23 protein-coding genes, 1 tRNA gene and 1 pseudogene are annotated in these 22,975 nt (G+C 42.8%); 12 read left to right on the top strand and 13 right to left on the bottom strand.

What is annotated here, in order from left to right:
• Nucleotides 1-103 precede the first annotated feature (103 nt).
• Nucleotides 104-394: a helix-turn-helix transcriptional regulator gene (locus AAHH42_RS08125; RefSeq protein ID WP_342220875.1), complete on the top strand. Its 291-nt coding sequence runs from the start codon at nt 104-106 to the stop codon at nt 392-394.
• 136 nt (nt 395-530) lie between these two features.
• On the opposite strand, the gene AAHH42_RS08120 is transcribed toward AAHH42_RS08125, so the two are convergent.
• The 3 genes and pseudogenes from AAHH42_RS08120 to AAHH42_RS08110 all read right to left on the bottom strand — a co-directional run bounded on the left by AAHH42_RS08120 (nt 531) and on the right by AAHH42_RS08110 (nt 2,676).
• The gene (locus AAHH42_RS08120) at nt 531-812 is read right to left on the bottom strand and encodes a type II toxin-antitoxin system RelE/ParE family toxin (protein WP_342220874.1); all 282 of its coding nucleotides are present in this window, start codon (nt 810-812) and stop codon (nt 531-533) included.
• Entirely contained in the window at nt 796-1,020 is a 225-nt protein-coding gene (gene relB / locus AAHH42_RS08115) for a type II toxin-antitoxin system RelB family antitoxin (protein WP_342220873.1), read from the bottom strand. The genes AAHH42_RS08120 and relB overlap by 17 nt, the downstream gene beginning before the upstream one ends.
• Nucleotides 1,021-1,207: 187 nt before the next feature.
• Nucleotides 1,208-2,676 (bottom strand): annotated as a pseudogene (locus AAHH42_RS08110) (exoribonuclease II).
• Between the two features lie 404 nt (nt 2,677-3,080).
• On the opposite strand from AAHH42_RS08110, the gene AAHH42_RS08105 reads away from it, so the two are divergent.
• Nucleotides 3,081-4,103 (top strand): IS630 family transposase, encoded by a 1,023-nt coding sequence (locus AAHH42_RS08105; RefSeq protein ID WP_342221999.1) that lies wholly within the window; start codon nt 3,081-3,083, stop codon nt 4,101-4,103.
• A 19-nt stretch (nt 4,104-4,122) separates the two neighbouring features.
• On the opposite strand, the gene nth is transcribed toward AAHH42_RS08105, so the two are convergent.
• From nth to rsxD, 4 genes are all read right to left on the bottom strand, one after another.
• Nucleotides 4,123-4,764 carry an endonuclease III gene (nth, locus tag AAHH42_RS08100; RefSeq protein WP_072549635.1) on the bottom strand — a complete coding sequence of 214 codons (642 nt, stop codon included), beginning with the start codon at nt 4,762-4,764 and terminating at the stop codon, nt 4,123-4,125.
• On the bottom strand, nt 4,761-5,462 hold the full coding sequence (locus tag AAHH42_RS08095; RefSeq protein WP_072549636.1) for an electron transport complex subunit E: 702 nt from the start codon (nt 5,460-5,462) through the stop codon (nt 4,761-4,763). The genes nth and AAHH42_RS08095 overlap by 4 nt, the downstream gene beginning before the upstream one ends.
• Nucleotides 5,463-5,477: 15 nt before the next feature.
• Nucleotides 5,478-6,107 carry an electron transport complex subunit RsxG gene (gene rsxG / locus AAHH42_RS08090; protein WP_342222037.1) on the bottom strand — a complete coding sequence of 210 codons (630 nt, stop codon included), beginning with the start codon at nt 6,105-6,107 and terminating at the stop codon, nt 5,478-5,480.
• 199 nt (nt 6,108-6,306) lie between these two features.
• Nucleotides 6,307-7,428: an electron transport complex subunit RsxD gene (gene rsxD, locus AAHH42_RS08085; protein ID WP_072549637.1), complete on the bottom strand. Its 1,122-nt coding sequence runs from the start codon at nt 7,426-7,428 to the stop codon at nt 6,307-6,309.
• Nucleotides 7,429-7,567: 139 nt separating this feature from the next.
• Between rsxD and AAHH42_RS08080 the strand changes: the two genes are divergently transcribed.
• Nucleotides 7,568-8,791, top strand: a complete 1,224-nt coding sequence (locus tag AAHH42_RS08080) for an OmpA family protein (protein ID WP_072549638.1) — start codon at nt 7,568-7,570, stop codon at nt 8,789-8,791.
• A gap of 78 nt (nt 8,792-8,869) precedes the next feature.
• Here AAHH42_RS08080 and AAHH42_RS08075 read toward each other — a convergent pair whose 3' ends face one another.
• Entirely contained in the window at nt 8,870-9,313 is a 444-nt protein-coding gene (locus tag AAHH42_RS08075) for a hypothetical protein (protein ID WP_342220872.1), read from the bottom strand.
• A gap of 187 nt (nt 9,314-9,500) precedes the next feature.
• Here AAHH42_RS08075 and AAHH42_RS08070 point away from each other — a divergent pair.
• A tRNA-Ser gene (locus AAHH42_RS08070) sits at nt 9,501-9,590 on the top strand.
• A 34-nt stretch (nt 9,591-9,624) separates the two neighbouring features.
• Here AAHH42_RS08070 and kdsA read toward each other — a convergent pair.
• From kdsA to hemA, 5 genes are all read right to left on the bottom strand, one after another.
• Nucleotides 9,625-10,491 carry a 3-deoxy-8-phosphooctulonate synthase gene (gene kdsA, locus AAHH42_RS08065; protein ID WP_072549640.1) on the bottom strand — a complete coding sequence of 289 codons (867 nt, stop codon included), beginning with the start codon at nt 10,489-10,491 and terminating at the stop codon, nt 9,625-9,627.
• Nucleotides 10,492-10,564: 73 nt separating this feature from the next.
• The gene (gene sirB1 / locus AAHH42_RS08060; RefSeq protein ID WP_072549641.1) at nt 10,565-11,374 is read right to left on the bottom strand and encodes an invasion regulator SirB1; all 810 of its coding nucleotides are present in this window, start codon (nt 11,372-11,374) and stop codon (nt 10,565-10,567) included.
• Between the two features lie 93 nt (nt 11,375-11,467).
• Nucleotides 11,468-12,304 carry a peptide chain release factor N(5)-glutamine methyltransferase gene (gene prmC, locus AAHH42_RS08055; RefSeq protein WP_072549642.1) on the bottom strand — a complete coding sequence of 279 codons (837 nt, stop codon included), beginning with the start codon at nt 12,302-12,304 and terminating at the stop codon, nt 11,468-11,470.
• Complete coding sequence (prfA, locus tag AAHH42_RS08050) at nt 12,304-13,386, bottom strand: peptide chain release factor 1 (protein ID WP_072549643.1); 1,083 nt, start codon at nt 13,384-13,386, stop codon at nt 12,304-12,306. The genes prmC and prfA overlap by 1 nt, the downstream gene beginning before the upstream one ends.
• 68 nt (nt 13,387-13,454) lie before the next feature.
• A complete protein-coding gene (gene hemA, locus AAHH42_RS08045; RefSeq protein ID WP_342220871.1) occupies nt 13,455-14,726 on the bottom strand; it encodes a glutamyl-tRNA reductase in 1,272 nt (423 codons plus the stop codon).
• 166 nt (nt 14,727-14,892) lie between these two features.
• Here hemA and lolB point away from each other — a divergent pair, with 166 nt between their 5' ends.
• From lolB to AAHH42_RS08005, 8 genes are all read left to right on the top strand, one after another.
• Nucleotides 14,893-15,516: a lipoprotein insertase outer membrane protein LolB gene (gene lolB / locus AAHH42_RS08040; RefSeq protein WP_342220870.1), complete on the top strand. Its 624-nt coding sequence runs from the start codon at nt 14,893-14,895 to the stop codon at nt 15,514-15,516.
• Nucleotides 15,513-16,421, top strand: coding sequence for a 4-(cytidine 5'-diphospho)-2-C-methyl-D-erythritol kinase (ispE, locus tag AAHH42_RS08035; RefSeq protein WP_342220869.1), 909 nt, complete (start codon nt 15,513-15,515; stop codon nt 16,419-16,421). The genes lolB and ispE overlap by 4 nt, the downstream gene beginning before the upstream one ends.
• Nucleotides 16,422-16,432: 11 nt before the next feature.
• The gene (locus AAHH42_RS08030; protein WP_119797456.1) at nt 16,433-17,383 is read left to right on the top strand and encodes a ribose-phosphate pyrophosphokinase; all 951 of its coding nucleotides are present in this window, start codon (nt 16,433-16,435) and stop codon (nt 17,381-17,383) included.
• Nucleotides 17,384-17,416: 33 nt separating this feature from the next.
• Nucleotides 17,417-18,010: an aminoacyl-tRNA hydrolase gene (gene pth, locus AAHH42_RS08025; protein WP_342220868.1), complete on the top strand. Its 594-nt coding sequence runs from the start codon at nt 17,417-17,419 to the stop codon at nt 18,008-18,010.
• 100 nt (nt 18,011-18,110) lie between these two features.
• On the top strand, nt 18,111-19,202 hold the full coding sequence (ychF, locus tag AAHH42_RS08020; protein WP_342220867.1) for a redox-regulated ATPase YchF: 1,092 nt from the start codon (nt 18,111-18,113) through the stop codon (nt 19,200-19,202).
• 243 nt (nt 19,203-19,445) lie between these two features.
• Complete coding sequence (locus tag AAHH42_RS08015; protein WP_072549649.1) at nt 19,446-19,688, top strand: hypothetical protein; 243 nt, start codon at nt 19,446-19,448, stop codon at nt 19,686-19,688.
• A 144-nt stretch (nt 19,689-19,832) separates the two neighbouring features.
• The gene (locus AAHH42_RS08010; protein ID WP_072549650.1) at nt 19,833-20,279 is read left to right on the top strand and encodes a type III secretion system chaperone; all 447 of its coding nucleotides are present in this window, start codon (nt 19,833-19,835) and stop codon (nt 20,277-20,279) included.
• Nucleotides 20,280-20,436: 157 nt separating this feature from the next.
• On the top strand, nt 20,437-22,965 hold the full coding sequence (locus AAHH42_RS08005) for an inositol phosphate phosphatase SopB (protein ID WP_342220866.1): 2,529 nt from the start codon (nt 20,437-20,439) through the stop codon (nt 22,963-22,965).
• Nucleotides 22,966-22,975 lie beyond the last annotated feature (10 nt).

The raw sequence follows: 22,975 nt of genomic DNA, 5'->3' as shown, positions 1-22,975 counted from the left end.
GGCAATGTGAAATCATGTTATGTATTATGTACAATTGAGCGCTGCATAACCGGACTGTGAATCCGATCATGCAGCTGACCGCAACCAAAATGAGGCTTTGATTATGGCTGTTTTTGATCCTACCCAATATCCTGAATTACGCAACTTGTTTCCTGAGTTAACGCCGGTTCAGTTTGAAACTGCGATGCTTTTTTCTCTCGGCGTGTCCCAAAAAGAGATCGCGGTGTTACGTTCAATTTCGTATAAAGTCGTTAAACAGACGATAGCGGAAGCCAAGATTAAATTTGAATCCTGTTCATTGACGGGGTTGCTGACCGTATTTCATGTTCGCCTGGTGTTGTTTGTATTGAAAGGAGGCAGACAACGAAGGTGTTTTAATGGCGACGGAGCATAATAATGACAGATTTTGAACACGAAAAAATTGCCAGCACTTGGTAGCAAAATGAAAACGCTGAGCGCCAACAAGGTTTCTTGTTGGTGTAAAGGGTTGGACAAGCCGTTAGGCGCGTCAGGGCAGAACTTTCATACGATTATTTGGGGGATATTAAGTCATAAACTTCTCGGCGATGACCTATGGTTGCCGCGAGGATCACCAATTCATCATCATGGATTTCGCATAATATACGATAATCACCCATTCGATAACGCCAAAAATCTCCAAGGGAACCTTTAAGCTGTTTACCTAATAGCCTCGGATTTTCATGTGGAGCTATGCGCTTATTGAGGTAATCAACGATGCGGCGGGCATTGTGCTTATCCATTTTACGCAAGGATCTGAGCGCTTTTTCGGTATAATTAATCTTCCAGACCAAGTGCATTCCTTACATCTTGGACGCTATAAACTTGTTCTTTACCTTGTTTTACTCGTGCTGATACTTCCGCAGCTTGATAATAATCTTCGAGATCTTCAAGATGAGTCAGAACAGCTTCTTCTACGTAAAATCTCTTTGTTTTGCCAGTCATTTCGGCAAGGTGGTCTAATCGGTCTTCGATTTCAATAGGCAGTTGGATAGCTAACATAATTTCCCCATACTTTCGATTATACATACAGACAAGGACAGACACTAGAATACACCAAAACTCCGTTAATTCGTATAATGTATATTATGTTAAATTGTACCAGGAATAATCAAGAAATTGGCAACCTGCTGACCGCTATTACCAATTTCCATAAAACTCAGCGACTGTGCCTTACTTTTCAGATAATTTAAATAGGACGTGCAATCACATTACGGCTTCCCATTCGTACTTCAACAAGCTGTACTTCAATATTATCATTTTGGCGGAAAATCGTTTTTCCTTTGATTTGGACGCTTCCGGCTTCTTGGCTACAAGTCAACTCGTCGCGTACCGCATGAATGAATGATCCTGGAATAAAAGCCATTGCTCCGTTTTCCAATAAACGTACCCGCACCCCCCCACGTGTGACGTCAATAATCTCAGCAGAAAACCGTCTATCAGTACCGGCCAGTGGTTGCAAATAACGAGCATACAGCCAATCTCCTACATCACGTTCCGCCATTCGGTTCAAACGACGGCGTTCTGCCAATTGAATACCGATCTCATCTTGTGGCTTATTTACCTGCTGACGATTGATAATCGCTTTTAACAGACGATGATTAACCATATCACCATATTTACGGATTGGCGAAGTCCAGGTTGCATAAGCTTCCAGACCTAATCCGAAATGTGGGCTGAGTTGAGTACTAATTTCTGCGAAGGTCTGAAAACGGCGGATACGACCATCAAGGAACGGTGTCGGTAAGGTATCTAGATGACGACGTAATTGGCAGAAACCTTCCAGGGTCAATAGAGCTTTGGGATCAGTATCAATGTCGTAAGTTTTAAGTACATTGCTTACTTGTTCAACCATGACTGGATCAAAGCCAGCATGCACATTATAGATACCAAAACCAAGCTCGGCGCGGAGCATGATTGCTGCACAAATGTTGGCAGCAATCATGCACTCTTCAACAATGCGGTTGGCAATACGACGTTGCTCAACGATGATGTCCAATACCTCACCTTTTTCACCCAGTGAAAAACGGTAGTCAGGGTGATCTTTAAACACCAAAGCATGTTGTCGACGCCACTTATCACGTGCATTACAGACGCGTTGTAACAGTGTGATCTGTGCTGTAATTTCGCTATTTTGTGGTTGCCAGTCACCCCGATTTTCCAACCAATCAGAAATCTGGTCATAAACTAGTTTGGCTTTTGATTCTATCCAAGCAACAGAAAATTGGATGTCATCACCCAAAGCGCCACTTGCTGTAATCGTCATTCAGCTACTGCCCAGTCACCGTTCTGGAAATTGTGAGTGAGTTCAGGTGCTTTGCTACAAGGTATCGCATCTCTTAACAGTGGATGATCAGGGATAATAAATAAGCACTGGTCTGTTTTTTGTATTCGCCCTACAAAGCGAGATAAAAATGGTTCTACCAAGCTTTCTGGCTCAACAATTTCACGATTTTTATCGGTACGTAAAACGGCAAGCACGCGGTCACCGTGCATAACTTTTTTCATCTGTGGTGGAGGGATGAAATAACTTTTCTGCCCATCAACTTCAAGGAAGCCAAAGCTTTTTTCCGTACCTTTAACCACCCCTTCAATGCGGGGGGTTTGAATATGTAATTGCTTTTTAAGCTGCGCCAGCAGCGGGTTATTTTGAAACATAGTGTCCAGTGAAAATCTGTTGAGTTAGGGAATTTACTGCCAATAGTTTTACGCGAATCAATAGCGTCGAGCAAGTGTCATGTCCGTTTTGTTTAAAATGCCATAATATTCTCCATAGTGATATCTGGCAGATTATTATATAACACATACTAATGTACAACTCCGTGATGTTATACTATCGTGGCAATAAGTTGTTCATTTCTTGTCATGTTCCTGTTATAAATATCAATATGGCGCACCGGAGTGGCAGACAATCGTTGATATGTGACCCGCTACGGTGGAAGGACCGAATGTTGTCGATCTCGGCTGTGGATACGGATGGTTTAATGATAGATTTTTCCGTATATACCCGTGATCAATGAAGATGCTTGATTTTGAAGTCGATAAGGATCATGCTCATAGCCATGAAAATAGAGCTGACTGCTGACCAGAAAATTACCCTCGAAGCCCAACATCGTCAAAGCCATGACCGCCGTGTCTGTGACAGGATCCGGTGTGTTTTGTTGTCCGCAGACGGCTGGACTCCCCCTATGATTGCTCACTCACAGCTCATTAATGAAACCACGGTGCGGCGCCACCTTACAGACTATCATAAACTCAACAAGCTCAAGCCTGAAAATGGCGGCTCCGATGGCTATCTCAATGCGGAACAGACCACGTCGCTGGTTGAACATCTCACCCAGCCGCTCTACCACCACAATCACCAAATTGTGGCGTATATCGCTGGACGCTGGAACATCACCTTTACCGTATCAGGTCTGTATAAAGGGTTGAAGCAGCATGGCTTTAGCTATAAAAAGCCGAAAGGTGTTCCGCATAAATTTGCCGTTGAGAAACAGCAGCAATTTATAAAGACCTACAGCGAATTGAAAGACGCCGCGGGTAATGACCCCATACTGTTTATTGATGCCGTTCATCCGACACAAGCCACCAAAATAAGCTACGGCTGGATACGAAAAGGCCAGGATAAAACGATAGAGACCACCGGGAGCAGAACGCGGTTGAATATCATGGGAGCCTTGAACATCCAGAATGTGGCTAACCCCATAATCCGTGATGATGAGACGATTAACAGCGAAAATGTGGTTCACTTCCTGTCTGCCATTCGCGCGCATTATCCCATCACGACAACGGCACATGTGATCCTCGAGGGTGCAGGCTATCACCGTTCACAGCTTGTGCAAGACGCCGCGCTTACGTTGAATATCCAGCTTCATTACCTTCCGCCGTATAGCCCGAATCTAAACCCGATAGAGCGATTGTGGAAGGTGATGAATGAGCAAACACGAAACAATAGATATTACCCATCTAAACAGAGTTTTAAGAACGATATCTTAAACTTCTTTGAAGTGAAGCTACCACAAATGGCAAGTTCTCTGGTATCTCGCTTAAACGATAATTGCCAGGCGCTAAATCCTGCATCTTGATTTCACTTGGGTATAGAACTTAACTGGCAGGATAATTTTTTTCTTTAAATTCGCATAAATCTTCGATAAGACAGGAGCCACAACGGGGTTTGCGTGCAATACAACTGTAGCGACCATGCAGAATTAACCAATGGTGACAGTTTTGCTTAAATTCTGTGGGCACGACTTTAAGTAATTTTTCTTCGACTTGATCGACATTAGCCCCAGGTGCCAATCCCGTACGGTTAGATACTCGAAAAATATGCGTATCAACAGCGATAGTCGACCAGCCAAAAGCAGTATTGAGCACGACGTTTGCCGTTTTGCGCCCTACCCCCGGTAATGCTTCCAGTGCCTCCCGATCTTCTGGCACTTCTCCCTGGTGTTTTTCCAGTAATAAACGACAAGTTTTTATAATATTTTCTGCTTTAACATTGAATAAGCCAATGGTTTTAATATATTTCTTCACGCCTTCGACACCCAGTGTCAATAAACCTTGCGGTGTATTGGCCACCGGATAAAGCTTAGCCGTGGCTTTGTTGACGCCAATATCGGTTGCCTGTGCTGAAAGTAGTACTGCAATCAACAATTCAAACACTGTACCATAGGCTAATTCAGTAGCTGGATGCGGATTGTTGTCGCGCAGACGAGTAAAGATCGCAATACGTTTTCTTTGATTCATAAAATTTTTTCGCTGAGTTCATTCTGTAAAGGCGATGTGATGATTCGTGCTCTGGTTTGACGTATTTTTATTTTTTCATCAATCAGATATTTGCCGGCCAGCAGCAAGCCAAGCCCAATAAAGGCACCTGGTGGCAGCATCGCTAATAAAAAGGGACTATCCAGATGAATAACTTCGATGCGTAATATTTTAGCCCAATCACCTAGTAGCCTATCTGCACCATCAAACAATGTACCGTTGCCAAGAATTTCACGCAATGCGCCTAAAGCCAATAGCACCATCGTTGCACCCGACCCCATCGATATACCATCAAAGGCAGCAAGTGCTACCGGATTTTTTGAAGCATAGGCTTCCGCACGGCCGATGACAATACAGTTAGTGACGATCAGGGGAATAAATATCCCCAGCGATTGATAAAGTTCAAAAGTATAAGCGTTAATTAGCATCTGTACTGTGCTGACGACTGAAGCGATAATCATCACATAAATAGGGATACGAATTTCGTTAGGGATCCAACGGCGTAGAGCCGAGACCATGGTATTAGTACAAAACAAAACCAAGGTTGTTGCTAAACCCAGCCCCAATGCATTGGTGGCAGTGGATGAAACCGCCAGTAACGGACATAGTCCAAGCAGTTGCACCAACGCCGAGTTATTTTTCCATAACCCCTGAACCAGCAAATCTCTAATATTACTCATCGAGTGACCCACAAATTAGTTATTTCCACAAGGTGTCAACCTGGACAGTTTGGCGGGTATCGTTTTCAGATAAAGCACCGTATTTTTTACCGCTCGCACCACCGCTCTCGGCGTAATACTTGCCCCTGTAAATTGATCGAATATACCGCCGTCTTTTTTTATTGCCCAGTGACTATCCTTTTCTCCTATAACCTGCTGACCACTAAAATGCGTGATCCAGTCAGAGATACGAATATCAATTTTATCGCCTAATCCTGGGGTTTCGTGGTGTTCGATCACCCTGCTACCTAGCACCTTACCGTGAAAATCTGCACCAACCAATAAATGAATTGCCCCAGAATACCCATCAGGCGCTGTGGTCTCGATAGCAGCCGCGACAGGTTGTCCATGATTATTACGCGCTAGATAGAGGCGATGTGGAGTGAGATCACCTAAAGCAGAATCAGTGACAACGTAACATTCCTCTTGCATATTATTATTATAATTATTGATAGGGATGACCTCATCCAATAACATTTTTTGTTGCAACATTGTCTGTTTGGTGATAGTCGTTTCCGTCAGGGTATTGATAATGGCGGTCAGACCCGTTGTTAAGGCGGCAAATACCGCTAAAGTGACGCCGTAACTTTTTATAGTGCTTAGCATGGTCAGTGGTGCTTGCATCTGGCTTCCTTAGAACCTGTTCGAAATCTCTTGTGCTCGCTGATCAAAATACTCATTTACTCCCTTTTTTGTACTTAAAAAGTAAACCGCATTTTTCCGCCCATTTTTTCCTCTTCTGAGCACAGCGAGAAAGATTTGGAACTGGAATAGGCTCCTAAAAGTAATGAGTTACGAAAAAAATCTACTGATGACCATAAACTCGTGGTTGAGTATAGTGATCGATAAGTGGCACTGTAATATTGGCCAGTAATACGGCAAAAGCGACGCCATCAGGATAGCCACCAAAGACACGAATTAGCCAGACGAGTACACCGGTTAACGCACCAAAAATTAGACGACCACGAGGTGTTGTTGCAGCACTGACCGGATCGGTAGCAATAAAGAATGCTCCTAGCATGGTAGCACCGGAAAATAGGTGAAAAGTGGCAGAGGCAAATTTCTCCGGTGCAATAAAGTGACTATAAGTAGCACAAAGACACAGTGCCAGCAGGAAACTAAACGGAATATGCCAATAAATAATTCTACGCCACAATAAAAATATACCGCCGACTAAAAAACCCAAATTTACCCATTGCCAGCCAAGACCGGCGAGAATACCGCCAAATAGAGGGTGTTGTAGTACACTGGCTAACGGTTGATTACGTAATTCAGTTTTGAGTGTATCTAACGGAGTTGCTTGACTGACGCCGTCAAAGCTCTGCCGCAGTTGATGGCTATTTTTGTTTTCACTTGTCTGACCGGTAAAAATAACTTGTAGGTTCTCGACAAAATTAATCGGTGAGGCCTGCAATTCGACAGAGGGCAGCCAATTTGTCATTTGAACAGGGAATGAAATCAGCAACACGACATAACCGACCATCGCAGGGTTAAAAAGATTTTGTCCTAAGCCTCCGTACAATTGTTTAGCAATGATAATAGCGAACAGAGTACCTAGTACCACTACCCACCAAGGTGCCAAAGGCGGCAGACTAACGCCCAGTAATAAACCGGTCAATAGAGCTGAATTATCTTTTAAGCAGGCCATCACCGGTTGTTTGTGCCCATTTTGTTGTTGTAAGTGCCGTTTTCGTAAATTGGGTTTTCGCAAATGAAGTACGACACCTTCCGTTAACCATGCTGTAAGCATAGCGAGTAGTACCTGGATCAGACTGCCGTAACCAAAAAAATAAGTCAGGGCAAAAATGCCTGGAATACAGGCCAGCATCACCCATTTCATAATATTGCTGGTATTCTGCTGCTGATGAGTAAAAGGCGAACTGGCGATCTGCCATTCTTTCGTTGCGATTTTTTTTGTTGTGATCATCGAAGTGTCATTTTGCTATTTATTGTCGATACACTCGTGGCTGATGCGCTGGAGTCTATATTTTAATCGGTTTAATACCAAATTTTTTATATTTGTACTAGAGTTAACTGGTCAATAATACCACTGTTGGAGGTCTTCTATGCCAAAAGGAATTTTCCGAGCCGCTCTTGCACCGTTACAGGCACTTGACGCCAGCAATATTGCTGAGCAGTTAGGTGAAAAAACGGAGAGCATCAATAAGGGATTCAGCCAGGCAACTGCATCGGTTGTCAAGGCGTTATCCAGTCGCTTAAAACATTCGCCTGATCTCGAAGACAATATTACCGATTTGGCAGCAAATGTTAAGCAGTTAGGTGCTGCGACACCCTCTGCTCAGGAGCTTCTTGATCCCAAAAACAGCCGTGTGCTCGAGGGTAAAAATTTATTATCGTTGCTATTCCCCGAGAGTCTAGAAAAATTATATACCACATTGGCTCAAACCACAGGACTGAAAATAGCTAACGTGGCACCTTTAATGAACCTTGCTGCTGGCAGTGTGCTGGAGACTCTCGAAGTACAACGTAGAGAAACCAATTCGTCTCTTGCGAGTATTGTTGCTCAGCAAGACAATGGCTATCTTTCTAACTTGCCCGACAGGATAGCAAAGAACTTTTTTTCAGGAAATCCCGCGTCAGTAGATCCGCCCCTCTCTCAATACTCGGAACAAAAGCGATCGGGGTCGATCTGGTGGTGGTTATTACCGTTGTGTATTTTAGCAGCGGCGATCTATTGGTATTCAACACGCCCTGCACCGGTACTTGATCATTCTGTTTCAAGCGCACTGCCGGATGATGAAGAAATCCATAAGATTGCTACTCCCACGAAACATGAATCTCAGTCAACGCCCGACCCTTCGCTTTCTAAAGGTGTGATAAGACAAATGTTGCCTGGAGGGAGAGTGCTGACCCTACCAGAAAATAGTACGGAAGCGCGTTTGTTAAACTTTATTAAAGATCCAGCGGAACAGCCAGACAAAGAAGTTTGGTTTGATTTCGATAATCTGGTTTTTAGTAATAGCACAGATACCGCGTTAAAAGCGCAAGGACAAACTCAACTTGATAATATCTCTGCCATTTTGGTCGCCTACCCCAATGTAAAGCTTAAAATCGGTGGCGATGCTGATAATACTGGCGATGCGGAGAAAAATAGAGAGTTTTCACAGGCTCAAGCACAAGAGGTCATGAATGCATTGATTGCTAAAGGTGTCTCTGCTGAGCGCTTAAGTGCGGAGGGATACGGTGAAAACCATCCAGTAGCAAGTCACGATACCGCCGAAGGACGTAATCAGAATCGACGCGTGTCCGTTCGTATTACGGCTAAATAACCTAGACAGGCACACAGGATCCGTTCAATAGCTTGGTTTTTGACTATTGAACGGCAAGGTCTCTGATATTTTAGAAAGTTAATCTACTGAAGAAAAGTTTTCCCGGAAAGTTTTTCTTGTTTGATCCCTTGTTTGTTCGAAGCTTTCTTCATGAAAAGATGATGGACTTTCAGCAAATGCTATACTTTTTAGACACAGGGAATTAAACAGAATACCTGCCCGTTCTGTGTTATTTTCGGCCTTAGGAAATGACCCTTTTATAATATTAATAAACCACCCTCGAACTTGCCCTTGCTGTTGAGGTGTGATTTTTGCGTCTTCTGTTAATAAGTGATCATCAGCCAAAAAGCACATATACCGATGGATAATGTGCGATCTATCTTCCTGATTTTCCGGATTCTCCGGAGATAAGCTATGCTCAGTCATAAATTCTTGAGCAATTCTTAAGAGGGCGACCTCAGCATCGATAGGCTCTATGCGGGTGGGAGTAACAGTAAAACTTGGATTTGATGTGACTTTCATAAAATCTCCATAGTAAAACTGCAACCTTATATCATTATTAATAATAACTTATATTTAATTATTGTTAAAATATATGAATAGCCTATATCACAATGACCAGCAAATTCAACTTGACCCCAAGCGTCTTGATCCCTATAGTAGCGCCGCGTTGTAACACACAACACAGTTATGAATAATGAGAAAGAACGGTGAGGTGTCTGAGTGGTTGAAGGAGCACGCCTGGAAAGTGTGTATACGTGAAAGCGTATCGAGGGTTCGAACCCCTCTCTCACCGCCATATTTAATATTTAAGGCAAGGGCGCTGATAAAAATCAGTGCCCTTCTTTATTTGCTGTATCCAGTGCAGGAAGGCTTTTAACCAAATCATCAATGGCTTTCATCTGTTGCAAAAAAGGTTCAAGTTTATCTAGTGGTAATGCCGATGGGCCATCGCATTTCGCGTTGTTAGGGTTAGGGTGCGCTTCGAGAAATAAGCCTGCTAACCCCACTGCCATACCTGCGCGCGCGAGTTCTGCCACTTGTGCACGGCGGCCACCAGAGGCGGAGCCAAAAGGATCACGGCATTGTAATGCGTGGGTTACATCGAAAATAGCAGGACACCCACCGGTGGCTCGCACCATCACGTTAATACCTAACATATCAACGACCAGATTGTCGTAACCAAAATTGCTGCCACGATCGCAAAGAATAATCTGATCATTACCTGCTTCTATAAATTTTTCGACAATGTTTTTCATCTGTCCCGGGCTGACAAATTGAGGTTTTTTGACGTTGATCACCTTACCCGTCTTGGCCATCGCAGTGATTAAATCAGTCTGACGCGCTAAAAAAGCAGGTAATTGCAGCACATCAACCACTTCAGCCACAACCTGTGCTTGACGGGCTTCATGCACATCTGTCACTATTTTTACACCAAAACTTCGTTTCAACTCTTGGAAAATTTTTAATCCCTCTTCTAACCCAGGACCACGATAAGAATGAATCGAAGAACGATTAGCTTTATCAAAAGAAGCTTTAAATACGTAGGGAATTTGCAGTTTGTTGGTAACGTTCTGGTAGTGTTCACAAATACGCATTGCCAGTTCAGATGATTCAAGTACGTTCATACCACCAAATAATACAAAGGGATTGTCATTTGCTACCTTTATATCGCCGATGCTGACTGTTTTTTGTTCCATATTGCCGCCTTTTTAAAGATGAATCAGAATAAACCTCTTAAGAGCCTATTCAAAACCTATTGCGTTAGCGGGTTCAGTGTAAGATAACGCGCTGCCGTTCAATCGAGTAAATTTGCATTTTTATCATCTCAGCAATAGGATCTTCCGGACACCGTTCAACAAAATAGCTTAAATCAGAGATGGCAATGTGATTACAGTCAAGATGGGCGTAGATCAAACCACGGTCACGAATTTCATAAGGATCATCTTGGTCGAAAGTCAATACTGCTTCACTGGCACGTAAGGCTAATTCCATCTGTTTTTCTTCCATCAATGCAATTTTCAGTGTGTAGAGCATTTTACGCACAATTATCGTGTTTTCAGCTTCATCCAGATCTTGATCTTCTAGTTCAGCGTATTCGCCTAAATTGCCTTTAATCCATACGTTTAACACATGTTCATTCAGTGTTTCACCATTTAACGGGTTAATCAGCCACATCTCTTCATCTAACCAATCCGCACGGAGAATTAATTGAGTTGGAAAAATAACCGGCATTAATGGCAAATCCAGCTGATGTGCGATATGCAAGAAAATGACACCCAATGAGAGGGGAGTTCCTTGACGTTGATCCAATACATTATCCAGCCACAAGGCATCTGACAGACGGTAAACACCCCCAGCGCCTTCAAATTTCCATTTGTTATAAAACAGGTCGATAAGAACTTCTAATTGCTGATCTTGATTGAGTTTTTTGGGCATTGCTAAGCGTGCATCCTCAACCAATTGTTGCAGGCGTCTATAGACATCAGTCAGCGGAAAATTCTGACGAATTTGTTTGGTAACCAATAGCACTCCCTCACTCAGGGGCGCAGTGTTGAATTCAAAATCAGCAATGGTACTCATAGATATCTCATTCGTAGTTCAGAGTGGTAGTTTCGTCGCTGTCAGTTTAATGTATCATCACTACACAGTGTTGATTTATTTACTGCCAAAATACTATTGACTTAAATTCCATTGACCAAGCGTGATCCTGTCATGACCAGCGTAATCTTTATGAGTGACTACTGAATTAAATCCGGTTTTACAGAATAAAGCTTGTACTTGCTTGGCCTGTTTCCAACCATGTTCCACTAGCAACCAGCCAGAAGCAGCGATATAGTAAGGTGCTTGCTGTACGATAGTGATCAAATCTGCCATGCCATTTGCTTCCGCGATCAGCGCCTGAGGGGGTTCATAACGTACATCGCCCTTAGCAAGATGCGGGTCGTTGGCATCGATGTAGGGCGGATTACTGACGATTAACATAAAACGTTGGTCTAGTGGCGCAAACCAGTTTCCTTGAATAAAACTCAGGTTATTCAGTGCCAGTTTTGTCGCATTATGACACGCCAGGGCGACAGCATCGGCGTTAATATCAACACCTATCACTGTACAATCAGGGCGCTCACTCGCCAAAGCCAATGCGATCGCCCCGCTACCGCTTCCTAAATCCAGAATACTGCAAGCGGCGCGCGGCAAATGAGACAGTGCTTGCTCAACCAAACATTCTGTATCTGGACGTGGGATCAGGGTAGTAGCAGACAGGGTTAATGGTAACGACCAAAATTCGCGTTGGCCGATTAAATAGGCAATGGGTTCACCTTGCTGCCGACGATGAACTAAAGGGGTCAATAGTGCTAGCTGTTCTGCTGTCAAAAGAGTTTCACCAAAGGCCAATATAAAGCTGCGTGATCGACCTGTGATAAAACCCAGTAGAATTTCAGCGTCGCGTTTCGGACTCTCACTGTCGATAAACCGGCTAGCCGCCATTGCCAACCAGTGTTGATAATCCATCATTCTTGTCCGGATAAAGCTGAAAGCTGATCAGCCTGATACTCTTGCACAATCGGCTCAATTAATATCTCTAGTTTACCTTCCATCACTTCATCTAAACGGTACAGTGTTAGGTTGATACGATGATCAGTTACCCGCCCCTGTGGAAAATTATAAGTACGATTACGATCTGAGCGATCTCCTGAACCCAGGAGATTACGCCGCTCGGAGGCTTCTGCTTGCTGTCTTTTTTGCATTTCTGCCGCGCGGATACGTGCGGCTAAAACTGACATGGCTTTGGCCTTGTTTTTATGTTGTGAACGTTCATCCTGACATTCCACGACAATGCCACTCGGTAAATGCGTAATACGAATGGCGGAGTCAGTAGTATTGACGTGTTGCCCACCCGCACCAGAAGAACGAAAAGTGTCAATACGTAAATCACCGGCGTTAATTTCGGGCAACTCAGCTTCGGGGATCACTGGCATGACTGCCACGGTACAGGCTGATGTATGAATACGCCCTTGTGATTCCGTTTTCGGCACGCGCTGTACCCGATGTCCACCGGATTCAAACTTTAATTGACCATAGACGCCCTCTCCAGAGACTTTAGCGATCACTTCTTTATAACCGCCCTGCTCTCCTTCACTGAGGTTCATCACTTCAATTTTCCAACGGCGCGCTTCTGCGTATCGGCTATACATACGAAACATATCGCCGGCAAAAATAGCCGCTTCATCACCGCCGGTCCCGGCACGTATTTCTAAAAAACAGCCACGTTCATCATCAGGATCTCGCGGTAATAACAGCAATTGTAACTGTCGTGCTAATTCTTCATTTTGGATATTGGCAGCTTTCAACTCATCTTGCGCCATTTCATGCATTTCAGGATCTTCTAATATCGTTTTTGCTGTTTCAATATCATCCTGAACACAACACCATTGTTTAAAGCAGCGAGTTACATCACCTAGTTGTGCATATTCACGTGATAAAGCACGAAAACGATCCTGATTGGCAATCAGTTGTGCATCGCTAAGATGTACTTCCAGCTCTTCATAACGCTCTTGTAACGCTTGCAATTTGGCAATAATAGAAGGCTTCATCGATGATTTTTGACCTTAATTAAAAAATTAAAAGAGTTAATTTGGAACAAGTTATTAAAATTTTTTGTTTACTCAACCTGTTGATCTAGCCCCAGGCTTTCGCATAATAATTGTAAACGCGCCGTATCCCCTTCATTGGCAGCTTGCTGGAGGGATTTGGTTGGCATGTGGAGAAGACGATTTGTCAGTTTATACGCTAATTGCGTAATAACCTGCTCCACATTTTCACCACGTTCAACAGCTGCCAAGGCTCTAGCTGTCATATCAGTGCGTAGCTGATGGGCTTGAATACGATAGTTACGAATTGTCTCCATAGCGCCTTGCGATTGCAGCCAAATCATAAAATTAACGCTTTCCTGTTGTACTATCGATTCAGCCTGAATAGCTGCCGTTTTACGCTGGAGCAAATTATGCTGGATAATAGCTTGTAAGTCATCGACACTGTACAGATAAGCGTTGGCCAATTTGGCAATTTCCGGCTCGATATCACGTGGTACAGAAAGATCAACAAATAACATTGGTTGATTATTACGACGGATTTTCAATGCATATTCAACCATACTTTTACCAATAATAGGCAATGAACTGGCGGTAGAGCTAATGACAATGTCTGTGTCAGCCAGACAATGTTCTATCTGACCTAGGGTAATGGCCTTTGCGCCCACTTTACTGGCTAAAGACAACGCCCTCTCCTGCGTACGATTAGCGATTACCATCCGTTTAATCTTATGTTCACTTAAATGACGAGCAACCAGTTCAATGGTTTCACCTGCCCCGATCAGAAGAATACTTAGCTCGGGCAATGACTCGAAAATTTGCCTGGCCAACGTACAGGCAGCAAAAGCCACAGAAACCGCACTGGCACCAATATCGGTCTCTGTACGTACTCGTTTAGCTACTGAGAAAGCTTTCTGAAATAAACGCTCTAATTCACCAGGTAAAGGCTGAACACGCTGAGAGGCAGCAAACGCTTTTTTAACCTGACCTAATATTTGTGGTTCTCCCAGTACCATTGAATCCAACCCACTGGCAACACGTATTAAATGGCTGACAGCATCGTTGTTATGATGCCAATACAGACTAGTGACCACTTCATTTGGACTCAGTCGTTGATAATGACATAACCAGGCAATCAGCTGTTGATACAGACTATCTCGCCACTCTACGCTAAGATACAATTCAGTGCGGTTACAAGTAGACAGCAATACTCCCCCACGCACCAAGGGTTGCTTAAGCAAACTGTTTAGCGCGTGGTTAAGAGATTCAGGTGAAAAATTTACCCGTTCACGTAATGATATCGGGGCGGTCTTATGGTTGATGCCTAATGTAAGCAGTGTCATGAGAATGATTTAGTACTGATGTTTGTAAGGTTTGTTATTATTCTACTTAATACAGTGCACCAATAGAAGTCACACCGGAGTATCAGTACCATGCGTATCCCGATTAATTCTGTTTCTCTGATCACGTTAATTTCATATAACGAACGTGGGTTTTACAAGAGGTTTCATGCATAAATATCGCACACTTCCCCTGATCAGCTTGATATTGACGGCCTGTACTACATTACAACCCGTTTCTACGACAACGGATCCAAACTCATCTCAATGGCGCCAACATGAGCAGCAGTTACAGCAGGTTGACCAATTCCAGATAAGCGGCGCTTTGGCTTATTTTTCTGATCAACAAAAGGTCTACACCCGCTTTTTCTGGCAACAATATTCAAAAGAACGCTACCGTTTAGTGCTTACTAGCCCTTTAGGCACGACCGAATTTGAATTACGCGTAGAACCCACAGTGACTTTGTTGATCGATAATCAGGGAAAACGTTATTTTAGTGAAAATCCGCAAGAGATGATGCAGAAACTCACTGGGATGTCACTCCCGCTGGACAATCTGCGCCAATGGATCGTCGGCTTGCCCGGTGATAGCCATGATTTTACGTTAGATAATCAATATCGCTTAAAACAGATCAATTATCAGCAAGACGATCAAACATGGTTGGTGAGTTATCAGAACTATAATACAGGCCCTACCCTACAGTTACCCAGCCGCATCGAATTGAGACAGGTTAAATCGGGAGAAGGAGAAAAACGTATCAAATTAAAAATGGATAATTGGACGCTAAAATGATACAGATATGGCCTTCCCCAGCAAAACTTAATTTATTTCTTTATGTTACTGGCCAACATGCTGACGGCTATCATCAATTACAAACCCTGTTTCAATTTCTTGATTATGGCGATGAATTAATCATTACACCCCGTCGTGATCAACAAATTCGTCTGTTAACTCCCTTGGCAGGGGTTGACCAAGAGCAAAATCTGATCGTACGAGCAGCACGCTTGTTACAAAAACAGGTATTACGACAAGATCAGTTACAAGGAGCTCAACCACAAAAAAAGTTACCCTGTAACGAAAATTATGGTGCTGATATTAGCGTTGTAAAGTGTTTACCTATGGGAGGAGGATTAGGAGGTGGTTCGTCAAATGCGGCTACTGTTCTGGTTGCTTTGAATCATCTATGGCAATGTGGTTTTACTGATAAGCAATTGGCTACCCTGGGATTAACCTTAGGTGCTGATATTCCAGTATTTATCCACGGACAAGCCGCATTTGCCGAAGGGGTTGGCGAAAAATTGCAACCGGTAACACCTGCTGAAAAATGGTATTTGGTCGCTCACCCCGGTATCAGTATTGCAACATCTCTGATTTTTTCTGATAGTGAACTGGTAAGAAATACACCAACTCGCTCATTGACAACGCTTTTAGCGGCTCCTTTTACCAATGACTGTGAACCAATCGTGAGAAAACGGTTTCACGAGGTTGAACAGCTTCTTTCATGGCTGTTAGAATACGCACCGTCACGCCTTACAGGAACCGGCTCTTGTGTGTTTGCTGAGTTCGACACCGAGTCATCGGCTCGTGAGGTGTTAAATATCGCTCCGGAGTGGTTACATGGCTTTGTTGCAAAGGGGGCTAATGTCTCGTCGATGCGACGTACTCTCTCCGAATATCTTGTCTCGACGCATACCTGAGGTTTTTATTAATGTCTGATAATGTGAAGCTTTTTGCTGGTAACTCCGTCCCTCGATTAGCAGAACGAATTGCCAACCGTTTGCATATCAACCTTGGTAATGCCACTGTAGGTCGTTTTAGCGATGGTGAAGTCAGTGTGGAAATCAAGGAGAATGTACGTGGCGGTGATATTTTCATCATCCAATCTACCTGTGCGCCTACTAACGATAACTTGATGGAGTTACTGGTTATGATCGACGCATTACGTCGTGCTTCTGCTGGGCGTATTACTGCGGTGATCCCTTACTTTGGTTATTCTCGTCAAGATCGCCGTGTTCGTTCTGCTCGAGTGCCGATCACCGCTAAAGTGGTTGCTGATTTCTTGTCAAATGTGGGTGTTGACCGCATATTGACGGTAGATCTGCATGCGGAACAAATCCAGGGTTTTTTTGATGTTCCTGTTGATAACGTCTTTGGTAGCCCAGTGTTACTGGAGGATATGCGACGACAAAATCTGGATAATCCTATCGTTGTTTCTCCAGACATAGGTGGTGTGGTCCGTGCACGTGCTATTGCTAAATTATTACGAGACACCGACATGGCCATTATTGATAAGCGTCGCCCTCGTGCTAATGAGTCTGAGGTCATGCATATCATTGGTGATGTGGCTGGCCGTGATTGTGTGCTGATTGACGATATGATCGATACTGCAGGCACATTATGTAAGGCGGCAGAAGCATTAAAAAAACGGGGCGCAAAACGCGTATTGGCCTATGCAAGTCATCCGGTTTTCTCTGGTAGTGCTGTTGACAACATCAAACATTCCGTTATCGACCAAATCATTGTTTGTGACAGCATTCCATTATCAGATGAGATCAGTGCACTAGAAAACGTATATACACTGACGTTATCGAGTATGCTCGCGGAAGCCATTCGTCGTATCAGTAATGAAGAATCTATTTCTGCCATGTTTGAACATTAAGCGCTAGCCTATTAATCCATAACGAACATCAAGATGACGCAGATAAAATTAATCGTTGGACTCGCAAATCCTGGCATTGAATACGCGCAAACACGTCATAATGCCGGCGCCTGGTTCTTGCAATGCCTGGCAGAACAGTCTCATCAATCCTTACAGGAAGAACGTAAATTTTACGGACATACCGCTCGAATAAATCTTGCTAATCATGAGGTACGGCTGCTTGTACCCACTACTTTTATGAATTTGAGTGGCAAGGCAGTAGCCTCAATGGCTAATTTCTATCGTATTTCACCGGAGGAAATTTTAGTTGCTCATGATGAACTGGATTTCTTGCCCGGTGTGGCAAGATTTAAATTCGGTGGCGGTAACGGCGGGCACAATGGTTTAAAAGATATTCAAAGCAAACTAACGGGTAACACTGCCAATTTTCATCGTTTACGCATCGGTATCGGTCATCCTGGTGATCGTAATAAAGTGCTTGGATTTGTTTTAGGGAAACCGCCAATCAGTGAAAAAGAGCGGATTGATGAAGCTATTGGTGCAGCTATCCATTGTATTGAGCTGTGTTTCAAAGAAAGTATGGATCGCGCGATACAACATTTGCATTCATTTAAAGTCAATGGGTGAATTATCATGAAACTTTTATTTTGCTCTTCATCCAGAGGGTTATTTCGTTCAAAAGGTTAATAAGAAGTTTGTCTCAATAAATTTTAAGGTAATATAAAACATGGGATTCAAATGCGGTATTGTCGGGCTACCTAACGTGGGTAAATCCACGTTGTTTAATGCCTTGACACAAGCAGGTATTGAAGCGGCTAACTTTCCATTTTGTACCATTGAGCCAAACACTGGCGTGGTACCGATGCCCGATCCACGTTTGGATCAGCTTGCCAAGGTTGTGAAACCTGAACGTATTGTACCAACCACGATGGAATTTGTTGATATTGCGGGCTTAGTAAAGGGAGCGTCCAAAGGCGAAGGCCTAGGTAATAAATTTCTGACTAATATTCGTGAAACCGATGCCATTGGTCATGTGGTACGGTGTTTTGCCAATGATAATATTGTTCATGTAGCAGGTAAAATTGATCCAGCTGAAGATATTGATACCATTAATATTGAACTAGCGTTGTCTGATCTGGAGACCTGTGAACGTGCTATCCTACGGGTAGAGAAAAAAGCTAAGGGGTGTGATAAAGATGCGCAAATTGAATTAGCAGCGTTAAAAAAATGTCAGTTACACCTAGCAAAATCAAAGATGTTACGCACCCTGGTACTGACCGACGAAGATAAAGCCGCTATTCGTTACCTAAGTTTTCTAACGTTAAAGCCAACCATGTATATCGCCAATGTGGACGAAGACGGTTTTGAAGATAATCCTTATTTGGAGCAGGTACGTCACATAGCAGAGCAAGAAGGTGCGACTGTGGTTGTTGTCTGCGCGGCGATAGAATCCGATATTGCCGAGTTAGCGGATGAAGAGCGAGCCGAATTTATGGCAGACTTCGGTCTAGAAGAGGCAGGTTTAAACCGCGTGATCCGTGCGGGTTATCACTTGCTGAATTTGCAAACCTATTTTACTGCTGGAGTCAAAGAAGTCAGGGCCTGGACAATTCCGGCGGGTGCAACAGCCCCACAAGCCGCCGCTAAAATTCATACCGATTTTGAGAAAGGTTTTATCCGTGCTCAAACGATTGCCTTTGGCGATTTTATCCACTACCAAGGTGAGCAAGGTGCAAAAGAAGCGGGTAAAATGCGTGCCGAAGGAAAAGATTACGTCGTTAAAGATGGTGATGTAATAAATTTTTTGTTTAATGTGTAAAAAAGCTGTCAATCGAGATATACCCTCTATCTCGATTTCACATTGACTGGTTCTCAAGCGAAAAACCTACCGTGCGTCATGTTTTGTTACAGGCGTTGCAAACGCGGTTACTCCTCCACATAGTGATATATCTTCCATAATAAATAGACTAGCCCGCCGTTTTTATTATGACTACTCTTAAACGGGTGGCCTGGGCACAGATCAAACCAGGTTTTGGAACTCACAGAGAAAGAGAAACATAACATGAAAAAGATAAAGATCCTTTGGAAAATGTTACCGCTTCTATTGTTGTCAGGCTCTGCCTGGACTGCTAGTAACTGCAAGCTTTGGTGGGGAAATCAACCTTTTATGATGACCGAAAAAAAAGTATGTGTTAAAGAAAAAGCAACTTCCTCTTCTGATGCAGCTAACCAGCTAAAAGATACTAAGCCAACAAGAAGAGAGAATAAATGGGCACCAAGCAGCCCCTTCTTAGTAACAAGGTAATAACCGCACAACTCAACAGCCACCGGCTTGGCCGGTGGCTTGAATTTTTTGATGGATACCGCGCAGTTGTAGTAGTAGATGGCTATTTATTTTTATGTCTAAATAAACTGAGCGAGTAAATAGACGAGACAGTAGGAAACAATAATGAATGACTATTTTGATCCCGCATCATATCAATTACAGTGTTTAGGTAAGCGTATGGGTATTCCTACGCTGAAATTTGACGACGACGGTCAATGTTTACTCGAAATCGGAGAAACTACGGTTTTAATAGAAACAATACCCGATTCCGATTATTTACACTGTTATGCCGATCTGGGCGCAATACCTGATACAGAACGTGCCCTGATCCTAGCAGAACTACTGTGCGCCAATCTAGCGTACAACAAATGCGGTATCATCGCCCTCGATCCCACAGAAAAGCGCGCTGTATTACTGCTGCATATTGACGTGAACACTGACGCTGAAATATTCATAGAGCGATTCACATTATTTAGCCAACGTGCCACCCTGCTACAAAGCAGGTTGATACAGGCAGCATATGAACAGGATGATCACATCCGAAAATATCACCACTACCCAAAATTGTAAGACAATAAAATGCTTATGTAGTAAGGAAAAAATTATGTTATCAACATTGTCAAATTTTTTACCACGGATAACGATTAATAATATTATTAATCGACACCCATCATCATCAACTAGCAACAGAGTCAGAGGCAGAAGAGGCGTTTTATCTGGACAAGAAGTGACTTACGATGAAACAGAAGAAAAAAAAAGCTATCTTAGCCAGTTGAGCACACAATTAGGTAATGTAGAAACCAAATTTATACCTAGACTGATTGAATCTGCACCCGAAAGAAAAAAATTGCTGGAAAATTTTTTACGATTATCCATCGATCCTATTAAAGACACACTTGAACAGAAAAACAATCTCGATAAAACAACAATAAAATTTCTGCAATCTCACGAATCTAAGCTAGACGGATTTCTTTGCGACCTGGCCATGTTGTGTGAGGATCTGGAGGATAAAGAAAAAGAATATGGAGGAATCTGTAATCAGAAGATCATGATCGATATCATCATGGCTCATCATCTAATGGAAAAGATCCCTCACAATCAAAGTGGCGCTAATTTAATGATCGAGCAGGCGAGTATTTTGATTGAAAATCTGCAAGAAGATAAAGAAGTGGCTCAGAAGACAGGAGATACAGGGCTGGCAGGAGATGTAAACAAACTTCTCACTGAACTTAAACGATTTAATGAATACGGCCTTAAAAATTGGGGTAAAAGAGTTCCGTTTTCTGACGAAAAAATTAAAAACGCGCTGCGGTTACGTCTTGAAGCGGGTTTTCTCATGTTAGAAAAAGCGAAAGAAGCCGGAAAAGATGTAAATCATAACGATAAGCACAACAAAGCCTATCAAACCATGCATGACAATCTCATGCGCTTAAAAAATAAAATCCGTACTGCTAGCTATCCTGTTTTTTTGCCAGTCAATCCTACAGGGAAACAAATTAAACAGGTTGTACAACCTTACTTTGATAAATTTCGGCAAGACCTTGAGCAAGCATTGGCACCTATGGCAACGGTCAGTGATTATAATGTGAAAACATTTAGACGCATTATTGATGAAAATTTTACAGAAAGCCTCAATAAAACAGGTTGGGATCCGATCATCAACGAATTTTCTGTGCAGGCCAAAGGAAAAGAACATCATCTGCGTAGTCAGATCTTTCCGGCGTCGAATATTGAAAAAATCTTATCTAAGGATACTGAGGATACTGAGGATAAAAAATGCTCGGTTAAGATCTTTGCATCGCCTTATCAGGAAACAGAAGGCCGATCCTGTCGATCCAACAAAGAAGATCAGCATGCTATAAATTTGGCAATGACTACACTCCATATCAAACAACCTAACGGCAAGGATAATAGAATATTTTGTGGCAACCGACATGCCGTTCACGACCACATGGGGATTACAGACCCCGTAAAGCGTAAGACTGCCAATAAAAAAAGTGCCCAGGAGGGACTTGCCCTCGCGATTGTCAGCAACGATACGCTTCTGGAACAAGCCAAAAAAGCGCAACAAGCTATCTCAGAAGGTAAAGCAGGTAAAGATCTAGAACCCGTTAAGCTTTCGGTGACATCATTATCTTTATTAACCCCAGATTTGGTAAGAGAGTTCTGTTCTAAAGATTCCAACGAACGGCAATTTATGAAAAATCAGCTTGAAGTTTGGCAAGATTTACAAAGTCTAAGTCAAGCAGGAAAATTGACGTTACCAATGGATATAAAAAGATCAGGGCAACCGCAGGATATTCCCATTGAACTTGACCTGTGCGCTTTTAATTTTGGTGTTAACCAAGGCGCATTTTTAAAAGGGGCCTCGAACGTAATCGGTGGATGGGCTGGCGTTGAAAACATGAATAAAGTGGCATTAGAAAAGATAAATAACAGAGTGGATGCTCATTTAAAACAAGGTGACAAAATAATTGAGGAGCTTCCGACACTGATTACTGAAGAATTTACAAAACTGATTGAAGAAATTTACACACTGGTTGACGATAAACATATTGTAAAAAAAGATGTAGGTTCAGAGAAAATTGAAGAATTTATTTCGACTTGGCCAAAAGGAATAAAAGAAATAAAGGGTATTTTTAAAAATCCTCTTTCCCAAGAACCCGATAAGCTTAAAGCTTTTGAATCAGATTTGTCAGGCTTACAAACCATTTTGGAAAACATAAAGAAAAGTTCCAAAGATTCCAAAGTAAAGGATAAATTTGAATTAGTACTAGAATCAGTAGGAAAAATAAAGAATACATTAGAATCAGTACAAAAATTAGTTCTTATACGCAAACTCGCCAGGCAAATTAATCAAATATGGCAGGAAAAAAGTTATCAGAGTATGGGGAATGAACCCTATAAAATGCCCTCACGTTTAGCATTGCTAACGTATTGGCTTGATGGTGTTGCCATGTGGAATTGTAGAAGTGGTAAAGATCGTACTGGAATGTTAGACGCCGAAGCTAAGTTTTTAGCTTTTTATGTCCATACTTTTGGAGACATCCCCGAGCCAGATACACTGCTTAGCGAGGAACTGAATTATATGAAGCAGCAATTTTTACTTAACAGCGGTAATCTGGAAATGCAGGCCTTGAATACGGGTGGTTTGGAAGGATACAAAACCGAGGGCGTCCCTGCCATTGATCCTTTGCGAAACCGACCAATTTTTCCAGCTTATCGCACCGGTTTATCGTCACAGGCTCGTGGATAAAGCACCAAAA

The organism is Candidatus Fukatsuia endosymbiont of Tuberolachnus salignus (genome assembly GCF_964030845.1).
Lineage (GTDB): Bacteria > Pseudomonadota > Gammaproteobacteria > Enterobacterales > Enterobacteriaceae > Fukatsuia > Fukatsuia symbiotica.
The sequence above is the reverse complement of the archived record's forward strand: the minus strand, read 5'-3'. Positions and strand labels throughout refer to the sequence as shown.

Excerpts from the sequence above, each read along its gene's own strand:
- AAHH42_RS08125 (WP_342220875.1), top strand. The coding sequence starts at position 104 with ATGGCTGTTTTTGATCCTACCCAATATCCTGAATTACGCAACTTGTTT.
- sirB1 (WP_072549641.1), bottom strand. The coding sequence starts at position 11,374 with ATGAGTACCATTGCTGATTTTGAATTCAACACTGCGCCCCTGAGTGAG.
- AAHH42_RS08095 (WP_072549636.1), bottom strand. The coding sequence starts at position 5,462 with ATGAGTAATATTAGAGATTTGCTGGTTCAGGGGTTATGGAAAAATAAC.
- ispE (WP_342220869.1), top strand. The coding sequence starts at position 15,513 with ATGATACAGATATGGCCTTCCCCAGCAAAACTTAATTTATTTCTTTAT.
- AAHH42_RS08105 (WP_342221999.1), top strand. The coding sequence starts at position 3,081 with ATGAAAATAGAGCTGACTGCTGACCAGAAAATTACCCTCGAAGCCCAA.
- hemA (WP_342220871.1), bottom strand. The coding sequence starts at position 14,726 with ATGACACTGCTTACATTAGGCATCAACCATAAGACCGCCCCGATATCA.
- ychF (WP_342220867.1), top strand. The coding sequence starts at position 18,111 with ATGGGATTCAAATGCGGTATTGTCGGGCTACCTAACGTGGGTAAATCC.
- nth (WP_072549635.1), bottom strand. The coding sequence starts at position 4,764 with ATGAATCAAAGAAAACGTATTGCGATCTTTACTCGTCTGCGCGACAAC.
- kdsA (WP_072549640.1), bottom strand. The coding sequence starts at position 10,491 with ATGGAACAAAAAACAGTCAGCATCGGCGATATAAAGGTAGCAAATGAC.
- lolB (WP_342220870.1), top strand. The coding sequence starts at position 14,893 with ATGCATAAATATCGCACACTTCCCCTGATCAGCTTGATATTGACGGCC.
- AAHH42_RS08030 (WP_119797456.1), top strand. The coding sequence starts at position 16,433 with ATGTCTGATAATGTGAAGCTTTTTGCTGGTAACTCCGTCCCTCGATTA.
- AAHH42_RS08015 (WP_072549649.1), top strand. The coding sequence starts at position 19,446 with ATGAAAAAGATAAAGATCCTTTGGAAAATGTTACCGCTTCTATTGTTG.
- pth (WP_342220868.1), top strand. The coding sequence starts at position 17,417 with ATGACGCAGATAAAATTAATCGTTGGACTCGCAAATCCTGGCATTGAA.
- rsxG (WP_342222037.1), bottom strand. The coding sequence starts at position 6,107 with ATGCTAAGCACTATAAAAAGTTACGGCGTCACTTTAGCGGTATTTGCC.
- prfA (WP_072549643.1), bottom strand. The coding sequence starts at position 13,386 with ATGAAGCCTTCTATTATTGCCAAATTGCAAGCGTTACAAGAGCGTTAT.
- AAHH42_RS08010 (WP_072549650.1), top strand. The coding sequence starts at position 19,833 with ATGAATGACTATTTTGATCCCGCATCATATCAATTACAGTGTTTAGGT.
- relB (WP_342220873.1), bottom strand. The coding sequence starts at position 1,020 with ATGTTAGCTATCCAACTGCCTATTGAAATCGAAGACCGATTAGACCAC.
- rsxD (WP_072549637.1), bottom strand. The coding sequence starts at position 7,428 with ATGATCACAACAAAAAAAATCGCAACGAAAGAATGGCAGATCGCCAGT.
- prmC (WP_072549642.1), bottom strand. The coding sequence starts at position 12,304 with ATGGATTATCAACACTGGTTGGCAATGGCGGCTAGCCGGTTTATCGAC.
- AAHH42_RS08080 (WP_072549638.1), top strand. The coding sequence starts at position 7,568 with ATGCCAAAAGGAATTTTCCGAGCCGCTCTTGCACCGTTACAGGCACTT.
- AAHH42_RS08075 (WP_342220872.1), bottom strand. The coding sequence starts at position 9,313 with ATGAAAGTCACATCAAATCCAAGTTTTACTGTTACTCCCACCCGCATA.